At 56.4% G+C, this 19,223-nt stretch carries 18 protein-coding genes; 10 read left to right on the top strand and 8 right to left on the bottom strand.

All coding sequences use genetic code 11. The annotated features are described in order from the left end of the window. Positions 1-28: 28 nt before the first annotated feature. Positions 29-346, bottom strand: coding sequence for an XRE family transcriptional regulator (locus JFT87_RS25785; RefSeq protein WP_201205985.1), 318 nt, complete (start codon positions 344-346; stop codon positions 29-31). Positions 347-439: 93 nt separating this feature from the next. Next, positions 440-1,207 (bottom strand): AraC family transcriptional regulator, encoded by a 768-nt coding sequence (locus JFT87_RS25780; protein WP_201205983.1) that lies wholly within the window; start codon positions 1,205-1,207, stop codon positions 440-442. Between the two features lie 113 nt (positions 1,208-1,320). On the opposite strand from JFT87_RS25780, the gene JFT87_RS25775 reads away from it, so the two are divergent. The 3 genes from JFT87_RS25775 (at position 1,321) to JFT87_RS25765 (ending at position 4,689) form a co-directional block, all read left to right on the top strand. Then, entirely contained in the window at positions 1,321-2,136 is an 816-nt protein-coding gene (locus JFT87_RS25775) for a sulfite exporter TauE/SafE family protein (RefSeq protein ID WP_201205981.1), read from the top strand. Next, a complete protein-coding gene (locus JFT87_RS25770) occupies positions 2,124-3,374 on the top strand; it encodes a hypothetical protein (RefSeq protein WP_342367200.1) in 1,251 nt (416 codons plus the stop codon). Before JFT87_RS25775 ends, JFT87_RS25770 begins: the two co-directional genes overlap by 13 nt. 118 nt (positions 3,375-3,492) lie before the next feature. After that, the gene (locus JFT87_RS25765; RefSeq protein ID WP_201205979.1) at positions 3,493-4,689 is read left to right on the top strand and encodes a hypothetical protein; all 1,197 of its coding nucleotides are present in this window, start codon (positions 3,493-3,495) and stop codon (positions 4,687-4,689) included. 3 nt (positions 4,690-4,692) lie between these two features. Here the strand turns inward: JFT87_RS25765 and JFT87_RS25760 are convergent, their stop codons facing one another. From JFT87_RS25760 to JFT87_RS25735, 6 genes are all read right to left on the bottom strand, one after another. After that, on the bottom strand, positions 4,693-5,676 hold the full coding sequence (locus JFT87_RS25760) for a hypothetical protein (protein ID WP_201205977.1): 984 nt from the start codon (positions 5,674-5,676) through the stop codon (positions 4,693-4,695). 249 nt (positions 5,677-5,925) lie between these two features. Further along, positions 5,926-6,684: an HNH endonuclease gene (locus JFT87_RS25755; protein ID WP_201205975.1), complete on the bottom strand. Its 759-nt coding sequence runs from the start codon at positions 6,682-6,684 to the stop codon at positions 5,926-5,928. Positions 6,685-7,108: 424 nt separating this feature from the next. After that, on the bottom strand, positions 7,109-7,732 hold the full coding sequence (locus tag JFT87_RS25750; RefSeq protein ID WP_201205973.1) for a hypothetical protein: 624 nt from the start codon (positions 7,730-7,732) through the stop codon (positions 7,109-7,111). Between the two features lie 111 nt (positions 7,733-7,843). Next, the gene (locus JFT87_RS25745) at positions 7,844-8,365 is read right to left on the bottom strand and encodes a BRO-N domain-containing protein (protein ID WP_201205971.1); all 522 of its coding nucleotides are present in this window, start codon (positions 8,363-8,365) and stop codon (positions 7,844-7,846) included. Positions 8,366-8,713: 348 nt separating this feature from the next. Next, positions 8,714-9,964: a ribonucleotide-diphosphate reductase subunit beta gene (locus JFT87_RS25740; protein ID WP_092279009.1), complete on the bottom strand. Its 1,251-nt coding sequence runs from the start codon at positions 9,962-9,964 to the stop codon at positions 8,714-8,716. 550 nt (positions 9,965-10,514) lie between these two features. Further along, positions 10,515-10,778, bottom strand: a complete 264-nt coding sequence (locus tag JFT87_RS25735) for a DUF2790 domain-containing protein (RefSeq protein ID WP_201205969.1) — start codon at positions 10,776-10,778, stop codon at positions 10,515-10,517. A gap of 415 nt (positions 10,779-11,193) precedes the next feature. Between JFT87_RS25735 and acs the strand changes: the two genes are divergently transcribed. From acs to argR, 7 genes are all read left to right on the top strand, one after another. Next, a complete protein-coding gene (gene acs, locus JFT87_RS25730; protein ID WP_201205967.1) occupies positions 11,194-13,149 on the top strand; it encodes an acetate--CoA ligase in 1,956 nt (651 codons plus the stop codon). Between the two features lie 805 nt (positions 13,150-13,954). Then, the gene (locus JFT87_RS25725) at positions 13,955-14,728 is read left to right on the top strand and encodes an ABC transporter substrate-binding protein (RefSeq protein WP_201193875.1); all 774 of its coding nucleotides are present in this window, start codon (positions 13,955-13,957) and stop codon (positions 14,726-14,728) included. Positions 14,729-14,819: 91 nt separating this feature from the next. After that, positions 14,820-15,509, top strand: a complete 690-nt coding sequence (locus JFT87_RS25720) for an ABC transporter permease (RefSeq protein WP_054044772.1) — start codon at positions 14,820-14,822, stop codon at positions 15,507-15,509. Next, the gene (locus JFT87_RS25715) at positions 15,506-16,204 is read left to right on the top strand and encodes an ABC transporter permease (protein WP_201205964.1); all 699 of its coding nucleotides are present in this window, start codon (positions 15,506-15,508) and stop codon (positions 16,202-16,204) included. The genes JFT87_RS25720 and JFT87_RS25715 overlap by 4 nt, the downstream gene beginning before the upstream one ends. A gap of 1 nt (position 16,205) precedes the next feature. Beyond that, a complete protein-coding gene (locus JFT87_RS25710; RefSeq protein WP_201205962.1) occupies positions 16,206-17,318 on the top strand; it encodes a M14 family metallopeptidase in 1,113 nt (370 codons plus the stop codon). Between the two features lie 27 nt (positions 17,319-17,345). Further along, positions 17,346-18,110 (top strand): ABC transporter ATP-binding protein, encoded by a 765-nt coding sequence (locus tag JFT87_RS25705; RefSeq protein WP_201205959.1) that lies wholly within the window; start codon positions 17,346-17,348, stop codon positions 18,108-18,110. Between the two features lie 113 nt (positions 18,111-18,223). Then, positions 18,224-19,204 carry a transcriptional regulator ArgR gene (argR, locus tag JFT87_RS25700; RefSeq protein ID WP_054044763.1) on the top strand — a complete coding sequence of 327 codons (981 nt, stop codon included), beginning with the start codon at positions 18,224-18,226 and terminating at the stop codon, positions 19,202-19,204. Positions 19,205-19,223: the final 19 nt, after the last annotated feature.

The raw sequence follows: 19,223 nt of genomic DNA, 5'->3' as shown, positions 1-19,223 counted from the left end.
ATTTGGGAATAAAGATAAACTTGTCCTTTCAATCAGCCATCGCATAATCCCCACGCCCCGCCGTTTCCGCAGCCATCGCGTTCAGACTCGCACTTCGCCCCGGCGCAAACCCGGGAAAGAACACCAACCCCTGCGATTCAAACCGATACGCCAGCGCCAGACGCGCCGCGTCCGCCACCTCTTGCTGCGCTTCAAACCGTTGAATGTCTTCCGCCGAAACCTCGGCCTCCCGCGACAGCTGATCCACACTCCAACCCAGCATCGCTCGGGCCTGGGCGCTGTGGGCCGGGGTGAATTGGAAGAGGGTGATACGTTCCAGGGTGATTTTCATCGCAAGAGAGGCCATGGTGTTCTCCGGGCTCGAGAGTGCTGATTCAAAATATACTGTGTTTTTGTACAGTTGTTTTGATCCCGGATCAAACGCATTTTTTGATTTTTGCTATTTCGCCGTCTCCATCCAGACGGACGGTGCCTGCCCCAGCACCCGACGAAACATCGTCGAGAACGCCGCCGGGCTGTCATAGCCGAAATCCACGGCAATCCGCGTCACCGGCGTCCCCACCGCCAGCCGCGCTAGGGCCAGCACCACGCAGGCTTGTTGCCGCCATTGGCTGAAGCTCAGGCCGGTCTGTTGGCGGAACAATCGATTGAAGGTGCGCAGGCTGATGTGCAACTGATCGGCCCATTGCTGCGGCGATTGATGGATGTTCGGCTGCTGGAGAAACGTCTGACACAACCCGAGCAATCGTCTTTCGACGGGCAGCGGAATGTGCAACGGCAGATGAGCGCTGCGGGCCAGTTCATGCAGCAATAAGTCGATCAGCACACCATCGCGCCCGGCCTCGTCATACGCCAGCGGAACCTCCACCGCCTCCATCAACAAGTGCCGCATCAACGGCGAGACGCTGATCACCTGGCACCGACTCCCCAGATCGACCGCCCTCGGTTCGATATACACACTCCGCGTACTCACCCCCAGCATCAACACTTCATGGGCCACCTCGGCCGGAATCCACACCGCCCGCTGCGGCGGCACCACCCAATTGCCGTCGTGGGTGCTGACCTGCATCACCCCGGTGGCGCCGTATAGGAGTTGTGCTCGGCGGTGTGTATGACGGGGCAACACATGACCGTGAGAATAATCCGTCCCGATCGCCACCACCGGCCGTGGCGTGTCATCCAGCAGATTGATCGAAACATTGCGCATCGGAGCAGCACTCAGTGGTTGGCGTAAACACGAACATTATTGGCTGACTTGCTGAAGCAGGCCAAGCCGCATCGCCCTATCGTTGACAACTCTCTGCTAACGGACGACGCGTGATGTTCTATCTCTTACTGACACTCTTCGGCTGCATGACCGGCGTCACCGCTGTGCTGTTCGGCTTCGGCGGCGGCTTCGTCGTGGTGCCGTTGTTGTATCGCATGCTCATGGCCAGCCACGGCGCCGACGACCCCATCGGCCAATCGGCGATGCACATCGCCGTTGCCACTTCGACCTGCGTGATGATCGTTAATGCCCTGATCGCCACGGCCAAACATCACCGAGCCGGTAACCTCATTCGCCATTATCTGTGGCCGTTGGGCGGGTTTATTGCAGTGGGCTCAGTGGTCGGCGCGATAGCGGCGGTGTGGGTCAGTGGCGAGGTGATTCGCTACGCGTTCATAGCCTACCTCGGCGTGACCATTGTCGACTGCGTGCTCAGACGCGGGTTTCTCACCCAGGTCGAAGGCGTAATCCCTCGGCGACTGGGCGCCGTGGAAACGTCTGGCGGCGGTGTAGGCATTGGCGCCATCGCGACGTTTCTCGGCGTAGGAGGAAGCGTCATGACCGTGCCGCTGTTGCGCCGTTGTGGCTTGAGCATGTCGCAAGCGACGTCCATGGCCAATCCGCTGAGCGTGCCAGTGGCGTTGGCTGGAACGCTGACGTACATGGCGCTTGCCAGGTTCAGTCAGGCCGAGTTGGGCGCGTGGTTTGTCGGGTATGTGGATTTGCTGGCGTTTGCGCTGCTGACGGTGGGATCGATGCTGGGGATTCGACTGGCCACGCCGTGGATCGGTCGGATTCCGGATCGGGTGCATGCGCGTGTGTACATCGGGTTGTTGCTGATGGTGATGATCAGCATGTGCTTAAGCTGAAAGCGAAGGCGCTCGATTCCCCCGCGCAACGTCGACATAATCCGCAACGCTTCCACCGGGCACACGCCCCGTCACTCAAGGATGAAATGATGTATCGCGGATTGTTACGAATCTCCGCCATTTTGCTGCTCGTCGGTTTAGTGCTCCCGAGCCGGGCATGGGCCGACGACAGCAAGCAGGTGTACACCGGCACCCTGGGCAAAGCCGCGATCGTTATGGAAATCGACACCCGTTACAACCAGGGGCGTTACTTCTACAAAAAGTACCGCACCGACCTCGCACTGGACATCAGCAGAGAGGGCGACGCATTAGTGATGGTCGAAGGCGCTGTGATGGAAGGCGATTCGCGCCCGACGCTGCGTTTGCAGCCAAAACTCAACGGCTGGAGCGGCGAGTGGAGCAACTCGGCCGGGAAAGTCCTGAAAGTCGAGTTGCAGCCCTCCGCGCTTCCCGATGTTCCCGCCGGTGCCTTGCCCTATCTCGCCAACCTGCATGACAAATTCCCCTACGAGTACCTGCGGCTGCAAGGTCTGCAACTTACAAAGGGTAAAACCGAAACCTTCATGGGCTACACATTGCAAGTGTGGCGCGAGGCGGAGTCGGGGGTCTCGCTGTTCGAGGTCGTGTCAGGTTATTCACCGCAAGCGCGAGAGCGCATCAATCAACAGTTGATGGCGCGTTTGTGGGGATATGTGGCGGGATACTACGGCTGCCCGGGTGGTTTTTCGCAATCCAGCCAGCCGCTGTGGATGACACCGACAGTGATGAGCGTGCGCCTAACCAACGAGTTTTACTGTCAGGGCGCCGCGCACCCGAATGAAGATGTTGAATCGCTCAACTTTGATAGCCAGACAGGTAAGTTTCTGACCCTTGAGGATGTGTTGTGGGTGGGGCAGGGCAAGCCCTTTCACTTTCTGGCAGGCTACGAAGGCGCATCGGCCAAGGCCTCGGAGGATTACTACAACTATCGCTCCACAGAATTCGCCCCTTGGCTCCTCAAGCAGTTGTTGGAGCTCCATCCCAAACAAATGACCGTCATCGCCGAAGGTGAAAACGACTGCGGATACGATGAGCAGCAACCCTGGCAATTCCCATCGTGGTACTTCGGCGCAAAAGGCATCACCTTCCTGCCGTCGTATCCACATGTTGCAGCGGTGTGCGGCGTTGTCGAGTGGGGCGTGCTGCCCTATGACATAGTCAAACAGCACCCCGGCGGCGTCCCATTGCAATTGCCCTGAGTCGAAGTGCAAACAGAACCTCGATTCCTGACCACAACCCCGCCATAATCCGCACCGAATTTACCTGCGCTGACCCTCAACTGCCGGCGTGGCCTCCGCCTCTTTCAAGGAACGATCAATGGTCAAGGGACTGATGCGCCTGGCGCCGTGTGCCGCTGTGCTGTTCTCAATGCTGTCCACCGCGCACGCCGAAGATAACCGACTGGTGTTCACCGGCACGTTGGGCAAAATGCCGATCGTCTTCGAAGTCGATACCAGCGACCCGGAGCAAGTTACCGGTCGCTACTTCTATGAGAAATTTCACCGCGACCTAGAGCTTAACGGCACCTATAAAAATGACGTCTTGCTGCTCACAGAGGGCAGCGATCGTATGGAACCGGGCAAACCGTTACCGACGCTGAAACTGCAACAGATAGATGGCGGTTGGAAGGGCGAATGGCAAAATCCGAAAGGCAAAAAGCTGCCCGTACTGGTCACCGATACGCCACTTCCCGAAGTGCCAACGAATGCATTGCCGTACATCGTCAAGTTGCCCAAGACCGAGCCTTACGAATATCTGCGGCTTCAGGGCCTGAAACTCAAAACCGGTAAAAAGCAGGACTTCATGGGCTACACCCTGCAATGGTGGGAAGAGCCTGACACCAAGATGACCATGTTCAGCATCGAATCAGGGATGCCAAAAGAAGATCTGCAACGTGTTAACCAGCAGTTGCTCGGCCGCTTGTGGGACGAGGCTATCAGTTACTACGGTTGCCAGTTGCGCGGCCGCGGTTATGCCGAATTCCTCCAGGACGTCACCCCGACGTTTATCTCGCCCAGTGTCATCAGCCTGAACATCTCCACCAGCTATTACTGCGGCGGCGCCCACCCGGACTTTGGCGACTCGCCGATCAACCTCGACGTGCACACCGGGCACACCTTGTCCCTGGAAGACGTGCTGTGGGTGGGCGAGGGCAAACCACTGCTGCACGCCGACCGCGACAACGCCGGCGATACGCCTCTGACCAAGGAAGAAGACGAAGCACGCTCGCGCTACCAACGCGAAGTGTTCGTGCCGTGGCTGATCAAACAACTCACCGCGCTGTACCCCGATGAAATGAAAAAACCGGCTGAGGGCGACGAAGACAGCTGCGACTTCACCGACGAAAGCGTCTGGGGTTACTCCAACTGGCACTTCACCGCGAAGGGCTTGTACCTGGGCGCCTACTTCGCCCGTTTCCAACGGGGATGCGACTCGCCGGACTGGTCAGTGCTGCCGTACTCGCTGATCAAACAGCACCCCGGCGCGGTAAAACTGGAACTACCCAAGGGTTAATCGTTACTCCAGCCCCGGTGCTTCCCGAACAATAAAGTGATCCAGGTTCTCAATACTCGCACTGAACACCCCGAACGTTTGCTCGGGGTTTTTCTTGCTTGGCACCTGCTTCAACTCCGGCGTCACGCCATAGAAGAAACAGAACAACTCCTTCCCGCTCTCGATGGCATGCTTGATCTCTTCCAGAAACGCCTTGCGCTTGCGGTAGTTGTCGATCAGCTTCTTGCTCAAGTAAACATTCACCGAATAAGGCTTCTTCTTCGCCTCGTCCGGCGCTTTGAACCAGACCTTCTGTTCGAAATCGATGCGAAAGCTCTGGGTGTAATCCTTGATCTCCTTGATCTTGCCCCAGTAAATCAGCCCCTTGTTGTCCTGCAGATACTCGATCTTCTTGAAGAACGACCCATAAGGCGCCGTGTGCTCGCCAATCTTCAGCGGCATGCGCTTGAGCAACTCCTTATCCTCGAAGTTCGACACAAAACACTCCACCGGATGGGCGAAGACACTGGTCTTGTCCGGCGCCGACTCGCGGCTCGGGTGCTCTGCATGACTTTCCGCCGAAGTGCCTTTCGGCGCATCCCGCAGCACATCCGCCGCCACCGCCGGACTCGACGGCTTGCGCACATACTCACGCCGAGTCAGTAACAATTCCGACGGGAAATGCTCCTCGCGACTGTCATCCGTTTCCGCACCATCCGCCTCAAGCCCCGAGGCCGGCGTCTTCAAACTGACATAAGGACAATCCGCCACATGCCGCGTGCTGGGCGTGTTCTTGAAGTGCGGGGTGCGCACGTAATTCACATTCTTGGCGTTGAACGTCGTCAACACATTCGCCGCATCGAAGGCCGAACGACAGGCATCGTTGGGGCATTGGAAGTGTTCCTTGGCGGAGTCGAACTCCATCGTCTCGTCGAAATTCAAATCCCGCACGTCATAGATCGACAGCTTGTCGTCGAGGCTGAGGCAGTAGGCGAGGTCGAATTTCATGGTGGGTTCGGGTCCTTGAGTGGGGAAGGGTATTAATAGCGGGAGGCGCGGCGGGTTGCACTGACTGTTTTCTGGATGATGCGGAAACTGTGGGAGCCAGCCTGCTGGCGAATTGGTGGTATTAACTCATTACCGAATCCAGACACCCACTCAGCAGCAACACATTGAATTGTGGTGAGGGGATTTATCCCCGTTGGGCAGCGAAGCTGCCCCAAATCCAGCAAATGAGGTTAGCCAGACAAACTGCAATTATTCCTTTTCGAGTCTTCCAACGTTGTCATAAAGCCAAGCAGTGAATTCCGCTCTGTCGTCCGAATGGTGGCAACGTTGGTGACAGTTGGGGCACAACGCCACAACATTCGTGTCAAGGTCCGAACCCTTTTGCGACAGGTGCTTGACGTGATGCACTTCTAAAAACGGTTTCCCATCCTTTTCAAATGGCGCTGCTTTGCCACAACCTTCGCACTTTCCATCGGCTTGCTGACGAACCCAGCCCCTCAATTCAGGATCGCGAAAGTAAACCTTTCTAGTGGAAGTCGTTTGGATCGGTGTTTTTATCCCCTTAGGGACGTAATCAAATTGCTTTCGCTCAAATTTAGCCGCGCGTTGCTCGAGCAATGCTTCGTCCGCCGTTGGATCAGAATCTTCAAGTGTCAGAACAGTAGATGCATCAAGTGCCTTACGGATGCTGCGCGCTACATTCGCGCCAACATTCTTGGCCGGTTTGTAGCCTTCAATGCGCGTTCTACCCATTTCGACCAGCACTGTAGAGATGTTCTGCATCCGGAACTCAACAGAACCCTTAGTCCGACCGGCTAATGGGCCTTCACGCAAAATGCGATTTTCCTCAGTCTTGACGAATTTCTGACCGCTCTGCTCGCGTACCAGCATTTTGAGATAGGCGTCGACTGCCGCCTGAATCTCTACGTCACTCCAATCGCTATTACTTTTTCCGTGTCCATACAATCGCCGAGGGTTGAAAAGCCTCGGACGATACTGAGTGGCCATCACTGATGTCTACGAAATTTCCTACGACGCTGGAGGATTTTTCATTCGCGTCCTCCTAGGATGAGGGCGAGCACCGTTGCGGTAGGTATTAGCGTGTGCACTGTGAGTCGGAAAATTTAAATTTTTACTAAATAGCTTCTATATATCCAACCATCGATATGTTTATCGTTAATTTCTGCTCTGACATGGATCCAGTCAGATGTGTCGCCTTCTAAATTTTCTATCCAAACTCCCTTCTCTAAACGGGTCAGTTCGGCTGAGTTTTTGTTTGGGTCTTTTCTAAGGATTACTTCATGGCCAGTTACAATGCTCTGACCTTGGAGAAAAGCTCTTTGGCCTTTTGAGAGTGCCCGAACGGATGAGCGTATTTCTTCAGAGGTTTTTGAAACGTCTATATTATTTTGGTAAGTAGTGATCAGTGCTATCAATGCAACGATATTAAGAAATTTCTGTAATTTTTCCCAAAAAAACTAAGAAATACAGTTAGATATCGATGAGCGTCAATAGAGAGCTCAGTAAGTTTTCCCCCTCGCTCGATGACGCTAACTATTTCCTCTTCTAGTTTTGACCGGTTCGCTAGCGTTTCGGATTGGTTTTCCGCATAGGGATCAAGGTCGGGTGCTTCGGCGCTAATTTCTTTGGTTGTTCGAATGGCTTCCGACGAATGCGTCGTTAGATAATTGAATAGAAAAGAGCTCTTTTGCCTTTCGAACCACTCTGGGCCTAATTTAGATATGTCAAATTCAGTTAGTCGCACGACAGCGCTGCGAATGCTGTTGCTTACATTGGCACCGATATTACTCGAAGGTTTATAGCCCGAAATACGTTGTATGCCTAACTGCTCAAATACAGCAGAAATATTTTGCATGCGGAACTCGATTGAGCCCTTTGTTCTGCCGGATAGAGGGCCTTCACGCAGTACACGATTTACATGCGCCTTATTCATAGGTTGGCCAGTTTTTTCGCTTAAAAGCATCTGAAAGTAGGCTTCTACCGTTGCCCCAATCTCCTCTTCGCTCCAAGCGTTGATGCCAATCACAGTATCCATAAATCGTCCGAGGCTTGAAATTCCTCGAACGATACGTATTGGCCATCATAGGTGTCCAGGAAAAATCCTACAGATGAGGCTGTGCATCTGATCTTTCAATATGCGGTCTCGTCAGCTGATTGACTGTTTCGATAGTAGTAGTCTTTGCCACCATGGCTTGGCTGCCTTCTTCTCTCGTTTGGTCGGTTCATTTAATAGGTAAGGCATATCCCTTAGCCGAATCCAGCCCTCATCCTGCCAATGCAGCAAACTCAAAGACATCTCCGGCCAATCCAACAAACTCAACATTGGCCGATTTGAGTCTCCCGAATCCTCCGCATCGCGCAAGGTCGGTACTACCTCATTGGTTAGCCACTCACGCAACACCCGATTCCCCGGTACATAGTGATACACCAACAGCGCATACACACCGGACTCACTCAGCATCAAATGCTGTTCTGGTTCCCCAAAATGCTTAATCCACATGACGCGGCGCTGATCGCTATCTAGCTTGTTGACTACCCGATCATTCAGATGGAAACCCATCAAACGGCCGACATCGCGGGCGGAGAACCATGTCTGGTTTTCGAGTAGAAGGGCATGCAGAGAAAGATTGTGGCGAGAGAAGACGGTTACCGAGCATGGATCAGACATATATATGACCTCTACGTTATAGATTTTGGGAGGGCCTGACCCCAACGTAGAGCGGATTTAAGAAATCCCAACGAGCAGAGCAGTTGCCACCGACGAATTACACGTCTGTGTCACTGACCAAGCTTTCTACGTTGGGCGTTTCTTAGGCACCTGCGATGGAGCTTAGTAGTGCTCGTAGCGGGCTTCAATGGGAAGCGACTGTAAGTGCTGTAGGAGATGGAACGCTGTGACGTAGGCGTAAAAAGGATTACCAATCGCCCATAAAAAAGCCCCGATCAGATCGGGGCTTTTTGCTTTCTCGACTCGCCGACTCAGACAGCAATCGTCAAATCGTGCCGAGCGAGACTATTAGTCCCAGCTCAACGCACCACCAGTCTGATACTCAATAACCCGCGTCTCAAAGAAATTCTTCTCTTTCTTCAAGTCCATAATCTCGCTCATCCAAGGGAACGGATTCGTAGTCCCCGGATACTCTTCCTTCAACCCAATCTGCGACAGACGACGGTTAGCGATGAACTTCAGGTAGTCCTCCATCATCGCCGCATTCATCCCCAACACCCCACGAGGCATGGTATCGCGAGCGTATTCAATCTCCAGCTGAGTCCCCTGCAGAATCATCTGCGAAGCCTCTTCCTTCATCTCAGCATCCCACAAATGCGGGTTTTCGATTTTGATCTGGTTGATCACGTCGATGCCGAAGTTCAGGTGCATGGATTCGTCGCGCAGGATGTATTGGAACTGCTCGGCGACGCCGGTCATTTTGTTGCGTCGGCCCATGGAGAGGATTTGGGTGAAGCCGCAGTAGAAGAAGATGCCTTCCAGGACGCAGTAGTAGGCGATCAGGTTGCGCAGCAACTCTTTGTCGGTTTCGACGGTGCCGGTTTCGAACTTTGGATCGGAGATCGAACGGGTGTACTTCAGGCCCCAGGTGGCTTTTTTCGCGACCGATGGGATCTCGTGGTACATGTTGAAGATCTCGCCTTCATCCATGGCCAACGATTCGATGCAGTACTGGTAGGCGTGGGTGTGGATCGCTTCTTCGAAAGCCTGGCGCAGGATGTACTGGCGGCATTCCGGGTTGGTGATCAGGCGGTACACGGCCAGGACCAGGTTGTTGGCAACCAGGGAGTCGGCGGTGGAGAAGAAGCCGAGGTTGCGCATGACGATGCGGCGTTCGTCGTCGGTCAGGCCTTCCGGGTCTTTCCAGAGGGCGATGTCGGCGGTCATGTTGACTTCTTGCGGCATCCAGTGGTTTGCGCAACCGTCCAGATACTTCTGCCAGGCCCAGTCGTACTTGAATGGCACGAGTTGGTTGAGGTCGGCGCGGCAGTTGATCATGCGCTTTTCGTCGACGGCAACACGGGCGGAGGCGCCTTCGAGTTCAGCCAGGCCTTCGGCAACGTCGAGGTTGTCCAGGGCAGCCTTGGCACGGGCGATGGCGGCGGAGTCGGAGGCGGTCACGGCACGCGCTTCTTGGGCGGCAACGCCACCGGCGGTGTCGAGGCGGTCCATGTTGGCTTCAGTCGCGTGGCCAGCGTTGGCGCCTTTTACGGCTACTTCGCCCGTGTCTTCTTTGTCGAATTCGTCCCAGCTCAGCATGACGTGTCGTCTCCTGCGTGAGGGCCAGTTGCCCGTGTGATGGTTTTTCACACGGTCGTACCGACCGCGTTGGATCTTAAGGAATCGTTTTTTGCAGCAGCTATACGCAGGCATCAAACAGAATTTTGTACGGGTTTCCGAGAGCCTCTGACGGGCGCAGTTCGCGTTGAACGCGTCTGCGGGGCTTCAGAATGGCTTTTGATCCCTGTAAGGGAATATTGCTGACCCGATTAGGGCGGCATTATAGGGAAAAAATGCGCTCGTGGGGGAGGGCGAAAGCGCGCAGGGCGGTCGAGCGGGAGGGGGATTTGAGTCGGAGCGAGGGTTTACAGGGCTTTCGCCGATGTTGGTCTCTGAGAATTTTTTTGATTAATTTTTTCGCCGGGCTTTGGTTGCTCAAGATTTGAGCAAAAAACCGCGTTTTTCACTATATCTTGTGTTTTGCAACCCTTTTGCACGACTCCAGACACAACTGAGCCCGACCGAAGCCGGGCTGGAATCGACCCTCAATGAAGCGCTGAGAGGTCCAATTCGGTGCAGTCTCAAATCATCAATTGGTGCAGCCGTTACCCATAACGCTGTAACGCAGGATGTGGCGTTGGCCTTTGGAGTCGTCGTATTCCATTTTCATCGGAACAACTTCACACACGTTCGGGACTTCGCTCATGGACACGATGTTGGCGATGTCCAGGTGGGTGGAGTAAGTGTATTCCTCAACTACCACGGGTTTTTGCTGTGCGACATCAGTCGGGATCTCGTCTGCCATGGCGGTTGCGCACAGACTGCTGAGGGCCAGAACTAATAAAGCTTTCATTTCAAATTTACCTTTCTAAAGTCGAGAGGGGTCACGCAATCCTTTTGGGATTGCGTGTGGAACTTCAGTACTTGGTTTTTGATTAACTGCCTTCGTGGGGGCTGCAACTTGGTTAATCAGGTTTGCCTTGTTGGCGAGGCTGATTTTAGGCGTCGGGTTTACATTCATATACCCATGCTTTTGATAAACACCTTTCGCGATTCTCGTAACAATCGCCCTCAAGATCAAAAGATCGCAGGTTTCGCCAGCCCCTACGGGGGATGTGGAGGCCCGGGTTGCGTGGCTTCGAGCGGTTTAACGGGATATTCACAGCATTTTGTAGGGGCTTGTTACTACCATCGTCGAATGGTTCTATAGGCCCGGCCCGGCTACAACAGGGTCATACAAAAACAACTATTCCACCGAGGTAAGAAAGATGAGTGCGGCTTCTCTGTATCCCGTTCGTCCCGAGGTAGCAGCCAATACGCTGACTGACGAGGCGACCTACAAAGCCATGTACCAGCAGTCGGTCGTCAACCCGGACGGCTTCTGGCGCGAACAAGCCAAGCGCCTCGACTGGATCAAGCCTTTCACCACGGTGAAGCAGACGTCCTTTGACGATCACCATGTCGACATCAAATGGTTCGCCGACGGCACGCTGAACGTTTCCTACAACTGCCTCGACCGTCATCTGGCCGAGCGCGGTGATCAAATCGCGATTATCTGGGAAGGGGATGACCCGGCCGAGAGCCGCAACATCACCTACCGCGAGCTGCACGAAGAAGTCTGCAAGTTCGCCAACGCCTTGCGCGGCCAGGATGTGCACCGCGGCGACGTGGTGACTATCTATATGCCGATGATCCCCGAAGCCGTGGTCGCCATGCTGGCCTGCACCCGGATCGGCGCGATTCACTCGGTGGTGTTCGGTGGTTTCTCGCCGGAAGCCCTGGCGGGTCGCATCATCGACTGCAAATCCAAAGTGGTGATCACCGCCGATGAAGGCATTCGTGCCGGCAAGAAGATCCCGCTCAAGTCCAACGTCGACGACGCGCTGACCAACCCGGAAACCAGCAGCATCCAGAAAGTCATTGTGTGCAAGCGCACCGGTGGCAACATCAAGTGGAACCAGCATCGCGACATCTGGTACGAAGACCTGATGAAAGTGGCGGGCACTGTCTGCGCGCCGAAAGAAATGGGCGCTGAAGAAGCGCTGTTCATCCTTTACACCTCGGGTTCGACCGGTAAGCCGAAAGGTGTGCAGCACACCACCGCGGGTTATCTGTTGTACGCGGCGCTGACCCACGAGCGCGTGTTCGACTACCGTCCGGGCGAAGTCTACTGGTGCACCGCCGACGTCGGTTGGGTCACCGGCCACACCTATATTGTCTACGGCCCGCTGGCCAATGGCGCGACCACCCTGCTGTTCGAAGGCGTGCCGAACTACCCGGACATCACCCGGGTGGCGAAGATCGTCGACAAGCATAAGGTCAACATCCTCTACACCGCGCCGACCGCCATCCGCGCGATGATGGCGTCGGGCAAGGCTGCCGTTGAAGGCGCCGATGGCAGCAGCCTGCGTCTGTTGGGGTCGGTCGGTGAGCCGATCAACCCGGAAGCGTGGGATTGGTACTACAAGAATGTCGGCCAGTCCCGTTGCCCGATCGTCGATACCTGGTGGCAGACCGAGACCGGCGCCACGCTGATGAGCCCGCTGCCGGGTGCGCACGCACTCAAACCGGGTTCAGCGGCTCGACCATTTTTCGGCGTGGTGCCAGCGTTGGTGGACAACCTGGGCAACATCATCGAAGGCGTCGCCGAGGGCAACCTGGTGATTCTCGATTCGTGGCCAGGCCAGGCGCGCACGCTGTATGGCGACCATGACCGCTTCGTCGATACTTACTTCAAGACGTTCCGTGGCATGTATTTCACCGGTGACGGTGCTCGTCGCGACGAAGACGGTTACTACTGGATCACCGGTCGTGTGGATGACGTGCTTAACGTTTCTGGCCACCGGATGGGCACTGCCGAAATCGAAAGCGCCATGGTTGCTCACCCGAAAGTCGCTGAAGCGGCAGTGGTCGGTGTGCCGCATGACATCAAAGGGCAGGGCATCTATGTCTACGTCACCTTGATCGGTGGCGAAGAGCCAAGCGAGCAATTGCGCCTGGAGCTGAAAAACTGGGTGCGTAAGGAGATCGGACCGATTGCTTCGCCGGATGTTATCCAGTGGGCGCCGGGGCTGCCGAAAACCCGTTCGGGCAAGATCATGCGCCGGATTCTGCGCAAGATTGCCACGGCTGAATACGACGGGTTGGGGGATATCTCCACCCTGGCGGATCCGGGCGTGGTGCAGCATTTGATTGATACGCACAAGACCATGAACGTCGCGTAAGTAGCAGGTTGAAGTGCTGGAAAGCCCCGTTCGGTGTAGGCCGGACGGGGCTTTTTTGTGTCTGTTGGTTTTGTAGTGGCTGGATGGGCCTCATCGCTGGCAAGCCAGCTCCCACAGGGTTTGTGGTGTGTTGGGGGTTTCAGTTAATGCGCAAATTTGGGTTGGCTGGACTGGCGTCATCGCTAGCAGGCTAGCTCCCACAGGTTTTGTGGTGTGTCGGAAACTTCAGCTTTACCGCAAATCCCTGTGGGAGCTGGCTTGCCAGCGATAGCAATCTGTAAGGCGCCGATGTAGCCGACTGTCAGAAACCGAAACCACCCAACCAATAATTATCGATCTGCGTCGTAAGACATTTCCCACTGTTACCCCGTCCCAAGAAAGTAACTGAATGTGTAACCGCCCGCCCCGATCCGGGGCATTGGGAAACGCAAAGCCCCGGATCAGGGCCTCTCAACCCCCTCCGAAAAATTAGACATCACGCTGCGCTTGCCGGATTAGAAGGGTTTGCCAATAATAGGCCCGCAATTTGCAGCATAGATCGGTTCACTATCTTTTGCTCTTGCATGAAATTGCGAGGCTGTCAACGTGCCCAGGCGGCATTCTCAGTGCATCTGTAATTTGTTGTCGCATTGAAGAAATATCGGCTTCCGGCCTGTCGTTAGAATGCCGATCACTCGCTCGTCGTTGCTCGCGTTGAAATCAACGTGGGTTTCCAGGACGCAGCACCGCATTCCGGTTTAACCCATTCGCATATTGGGCCTGTGCTCACTCTGCCGTTTTTGCCCTTTACCGATGGAGTCCCAAGATGAAGAAACTTGTGCTGCTTGGCGCCCTGGCACTGTCCGTGCTGTCCCTGCCGACCTTCGCCGATGAAAAACCTCTGAAAATCGGTATCGAAGCTGCTTACCCTCCGTTTGCCTCCAAGGCGCCGGACGGCAGCATTGTTGGTTTTGACTACGACATCGGCAACGCCCTGTGCGAACAGATGCAGGTCAAGTGCGTCTGGGTCGAGCAAGAGTTCGACGGTCTGATCCCGGCACTTAAAGTGCGCAAGATCGACGCGATCCTGTCGTCCATGTCGATCACTGAAGATCGCAAGAAGTCTGTGGACTTCACCAACAAGTACTACAACACCCCGGCTCGCCTGGTCATGAAGGCCGGCACTCAAGTCAGCGAAGGCTTGACTGAGCTCAAGGGTAAGAACATCGGCGTACAACGTGGTTCGATCCACGAGCGTTTCGCCCGCGAAGTCCTGGCTCCGCTGGGTGCCGAGATCAAGCCTTACGGTTCGCAGAACGAAATCTACCTCGACGTAGCTGCCGGCCGCCTCGACGGTACCGTGGCTGACGCAACCCTGCTGGATGACGGCTTCCTGAAAACCGACGCCGGCAAAGGTTTTGCCTTCGTTGGCCCGGCCTTCACCGACGTCAAATACTTCGGCGACGGCGTAGGTATTGCAGTTCGTAAAGGTGACGCACTGAAAGACAAGATCAACGGTGCGATCGCTGCCATTCGCGAGAACGGCAAGTACAAGCAAATCCAGGACAAGTACTTCGCCTTCGATATCTACGGTAAGTAACACGTCCCGGCGACAAGTCCGAAATGGCGCAAGCAACAGGATCTCTGAGGTTTGCGCCATTTTTTCATCCCAACTTTCGAGGACCTGAATCATGTTGAAAGGCTACGGGGCTGTCATCCTCGATGGCGCATGGCTGACGCTTCAGCTCGCCTTGTCGTCCATGGTCTTGGCCATTGTTCTGGGTCTGATCGGCGTTTCGCTGCGTCTGTCCCCGATCCGCTGGCTGGCTTGGCTGGGCGACCTGTATTCCACGGTGATCCGCGGGATTCCCGACCTGGTGCTGATCCTGCTGATTTTCTACGGTGGTCAGGACTTGCTCAACCGCGTCGCACCGATGCTCGGCTTTAACGACTACATCGATCTGAACCCGTTGGCCGCCGGTATCGGCACCCTGGGTTTCATCTTCGGTGCGTACCTGTCCGAAACCTTCCGTGGCGCCTTCATGGCGATCCCCAAAGGTCAGGCAGAAGCCGGCATGGCGTACGGCATGAGCAGTTTTCAGGTGTTCTTCCGGGTGTTGGTGCCGCAGATGATTCGTCTGGCGATTCCAGGTTTCACCAACAACTGGCTGGTATTGACCAAGGCGACCGCGCTGATTTCGGTGGTGGGCCTGCAAGACATGATGTTCAAGGCCAAGCAGGCGGCAGATGCCACCCGCGAGCCTTTCACCTTCTTCCTCGCAGTGGCGGCGATGTACCTGGTGATTACCAGTGTCTCGTTGCTGGCATTGCGTCACCTTGAGAAGCGCTACTCGGTAGGCGTAAGGGCGGCTGATCTATGATCTTCGACTACAACGTCATTTGGGAGGCCCTGCCGCTGTACTTCGGCGGCCTGGTGACCACCCTCAAGTTGCTCGCGCTGTCGCTGTTCTTTGGTCTGTTGGCGGCGTTGCCGCTGGGGCTGATGCGCGTCTCCAAGAACGCAGTCGTCAACATGAGCGCCTGGCTGTTCACCTACGTGATCCGCGGCACGCCGATGCTGGTGCAGCTGTTCTTGATCTACTACGGTTTGGCGCAATTCGAAGCGGTGCGTGAAAGCTTCATGTGGCCGTGGCTGTCCAGCGCAACGTTCTGTGCGTGCCTGGCTTTCGCGATCAACACCAGCGCCTACACCGCTGAAATCATCGCCGGCAGCCTGCGCGCTACGCCGAACGGTGAGATCGAAGCGGCCAAGGCCATGGGCATGTCGCGCTACAAAATGTACAAGCGCATCCTGTTGCCGTCGGCCCTGCGCCGGGCGCTGCCGCAGTACAGCAACGAAGTGATCATGATGCTGCAGACCACCAGTCTGGCGTCCATCGTGACCCTGATCGACATCACCGGCGCGGCGCGAACGGTCAACGCGCAGTTCTACCTGCCGTTCGAGGCGTACATCACCGCGGGCGTGTTCTACCTGTGCCTGACCTTCATTCTGGTGAAGCTGTTCAAGCTGGCCGAGCGCCGCTGGCTGGGCTATCTGGCCCCGCGGAAGCACTGATATGGAACGCATCGATCATTCATTGCCGTGGAGTCACCTGGGCAGCGAACGCCAGATTTCGGTGTTCCGCTTCGGCCGCGGCGAGCGCAAGGCTTACATTCAGGCCAGCCTGCACGCCGATGAACTGCCGGGGATGCGTACCGCTTGGGAGCTGAAAAAGCGCCTGACCGAACTCGAAGCCCAAGGCTTGTTGAACGGCGTCATTGAACTGGTGCCCGTGGCCAACCCGCTGGGCCTCGGCCAATTGCTGCAAGGCAATCATCAAGGGCGTTTCGAGGCAGGCAGCGGCAAGAACTTCAACCGGGATTTCGTCGAGCTCAGCGCGCCAGTGGCCGCCGAACTGGAAGGGCGCCTGGGGGATGATCCTCACGCCAATATTCGCTTGATTCGCCAGGCCATGAGCGACGCCTTGGCGGCATTGCCACCGGCGGCGAGTCAGCTACAAGGCATGCAGCGCGTCTTGCTCAGCCATGCCTGCACGGCTGACGTGGTGCTGGATTTGCATTGCGATGCCGAAGCGGCGCTGCACATGTACGCGTTGCCGCAACACTGGCCGCAATGGCGTTCGCTCGCCGCACACCTGAATGTGAAAGTGGGCCTGCTGGCGGAAGACTCCGGCGGCAGTTCCTTTGACGAAGCCTGTTCGCTGCCGTGGCTGCGTCTGTCGCGCCACTTTCCGGATGCGCAGATTCCACTGGCGTGCCTGGCGACTACCATTGAACTGGGCGGTCAGGCCGATACCACTCGCGCCGATGCCGTAGCGTACGCCGAAGGCATTCTGGCGTTCCTCGCCGAGCAAGGCCTGATCAGCGGCGAATGGCCGAAACCGGCCCAGGACGCGTGCGAAGGCATGCCGTTTGAAGGCACTGAATTGTTGTTCGCACCGCACCCGGGTGTGGTGAGTTTCCTGCGTAAACCCGGTGAATGGGTTGAAGCTGGCGATGAGATTTTCGAAGTGATCGATCCGTTGGCGGATCGGGTCAGCACGGTGTGTGCTGGTACGTCCGGGGTGCTGTTTGCCATTGAACGGCTGCGTTATGCCCAACCCGGTTTCTGGCTGGCCAAGGTGGCGGGGCGCGAAGCGCTGCGTCACGGGCGCTTGCTCAACGACTGACTGACTGTTTTTGTGAGAACCGACCGCATGTACAAACTTGAAGTCCAAGACCTGCATAAACGCTATGGCAGTCACGAAGTGCTCAAGGGCGTGTCCCTGAAAGCGGCGGCTGGCGATGTGATCAGCATCATCGGCTCCAGTGGCTCCGGCAAAAGTACTTTCCTGCGCTGCATCAACCTGCTTGAGCAGCCACACGCAGGCAGGATTCTGCTCAATAACGAAGAGCTGAAACTGGTCGCCAACAAGGAAGGCGCGCTGAAAGCCGCCGACCCGAAACAGTTGCAACGCATGCGTTCGCGCCTGTCGATGGTGTTCCAGCATTTCAATCTGTGGTCACACATGACCGCGATGGAAAACATCATGGAAGCGCCGGTCCACGTGCTCGGCATGACCAAGGCCGAAGCTCGCGAAAAGGCTGAGCACTACCTGAACAAGGTCGGTGTGGCGCATCGCAAGGACGCTTACCCGGGCCACATGTCGGGCGGCGAACAACAGCGCGTGGCGATTGCCCGTGCGCTGGCGATGGAACCTGAGGTGATGCTGTTCGACGAACCGACCTCGGCCCTCGATCCGGAACTGGTCGGTGACGTGCTGAAAGTCATGCAAGCCCTGGCGCTGGAAGGCCGGACCATGGTGGTGGTGACGCACGAAATGGGCTTTGCCCGTGAAGTGTCGAACCAACTGGTGTTCCTGCACAAAGGTGTCGTCGAAGAGAGCGGCAACCCGCGTGAAGTACTGGTCAATCCACAGTCCGAACGCTTGCAACAATTCCTCTCGGGCAGCCTGAAGTAATCGCTCCCGTTACGCACCAAATTAGGTCATGCTGCGCACCGCGCGCCAGATGGTCTAATTTGGTTGCAGCCGCCTTCGGCCTTTAACACTGTTTTAGTTTCGGATTGCCCGCCATGACTGCCCATCGAATTGGTTTCCTGATTTGGCCCAGCACTAAAGCTCTGACGCTTGCGCTGGCTGAGGAGGCCTTGCGTGTTGCTCAGCGTGTGCATCCAGACGTTGTCTACGAACTGTCGTTCTTGCAGGCCGAACCGCCGACCGAAGGCGCCTGGCAATTGCCCGGTGAGCCTTGGGCCGGCAAGCTCGAAAATTTCCAGAAGTTGTTTTTGCTCGCCGATGAGCCGCCGACCGCACTTGCGCCGGCCCTCAGCAGTTCGCTCAAACAACTGGTGCGTGCCGGTTGTGTGATTGGCGGTTTGTCCGCTGGTGTTTATCCGTTGGCGCAGTTGGGTTTGCTCGACGGTTATCGCGCGGCTGTGCATTGGCGCTGGCAGGACGATTTCGCCGAGCGTTTCCCGAAAGTCATCGCCACCAGTCATTTGTTTGACTGGGATCGCGATCGCTTGACCGCGTGCGGCGGCCTGTCGGTGCTCGATTTGCTGCTGGCCGTATTGGCCCGCGATCACGGCGCCGAACTGGCCGGTGCGGTCTCGGAAGAACTGGTGGTCGAACGCATCCGTGAAGGCGGCGAACGCCAGCGCATTCCACTGCAAAACCGCCTCGGCTCCAGCCATCCGAAGCTCACCCAAGCGGTGTTGCTGATGGAAGCCAACATCGAAGAACCGCTGACCACCGACGAAATCGCCCAGCACGTCTGCGTGTCGCGTCGGCAGTTGGAACGGATCTTCAAGCAATACCTCAACCGTGTGCCGAGCCAGTACTACCTGGAGCTGCGCCTGAACAAGGCCCGGCAGATGTTGATGCAAACCAGCAAGTCGATCATCCAGATCGGCCTGTCCTGTGGCTTCTCTTCGGGGCCGCACTTCTCCAGCGCCTATCGCAACTTCTTCGGTGCCACGCCGCGGGAAGATCGCAACCAGCGGCGCAGCAGCAGCCCGTTCGAGTTGTCGTCGGTACCTTCAGAGCGTGGTTGATCGCCGCGCGTTATCTTTC

The organism is Pseudomonas sp. TH15, assembly GCF_016651105.1.
Classification (GTDB): Bacteria; Pseudomonadota; Gammaproteobacteria; order Pseudomonadales; family Pseudomonadaceae; genus Aquipseudomonas.
Note: the sequence above shows the minus strand (reverse complement) of the source record. Positions and strands in the feature narration are given on the sequence as shown.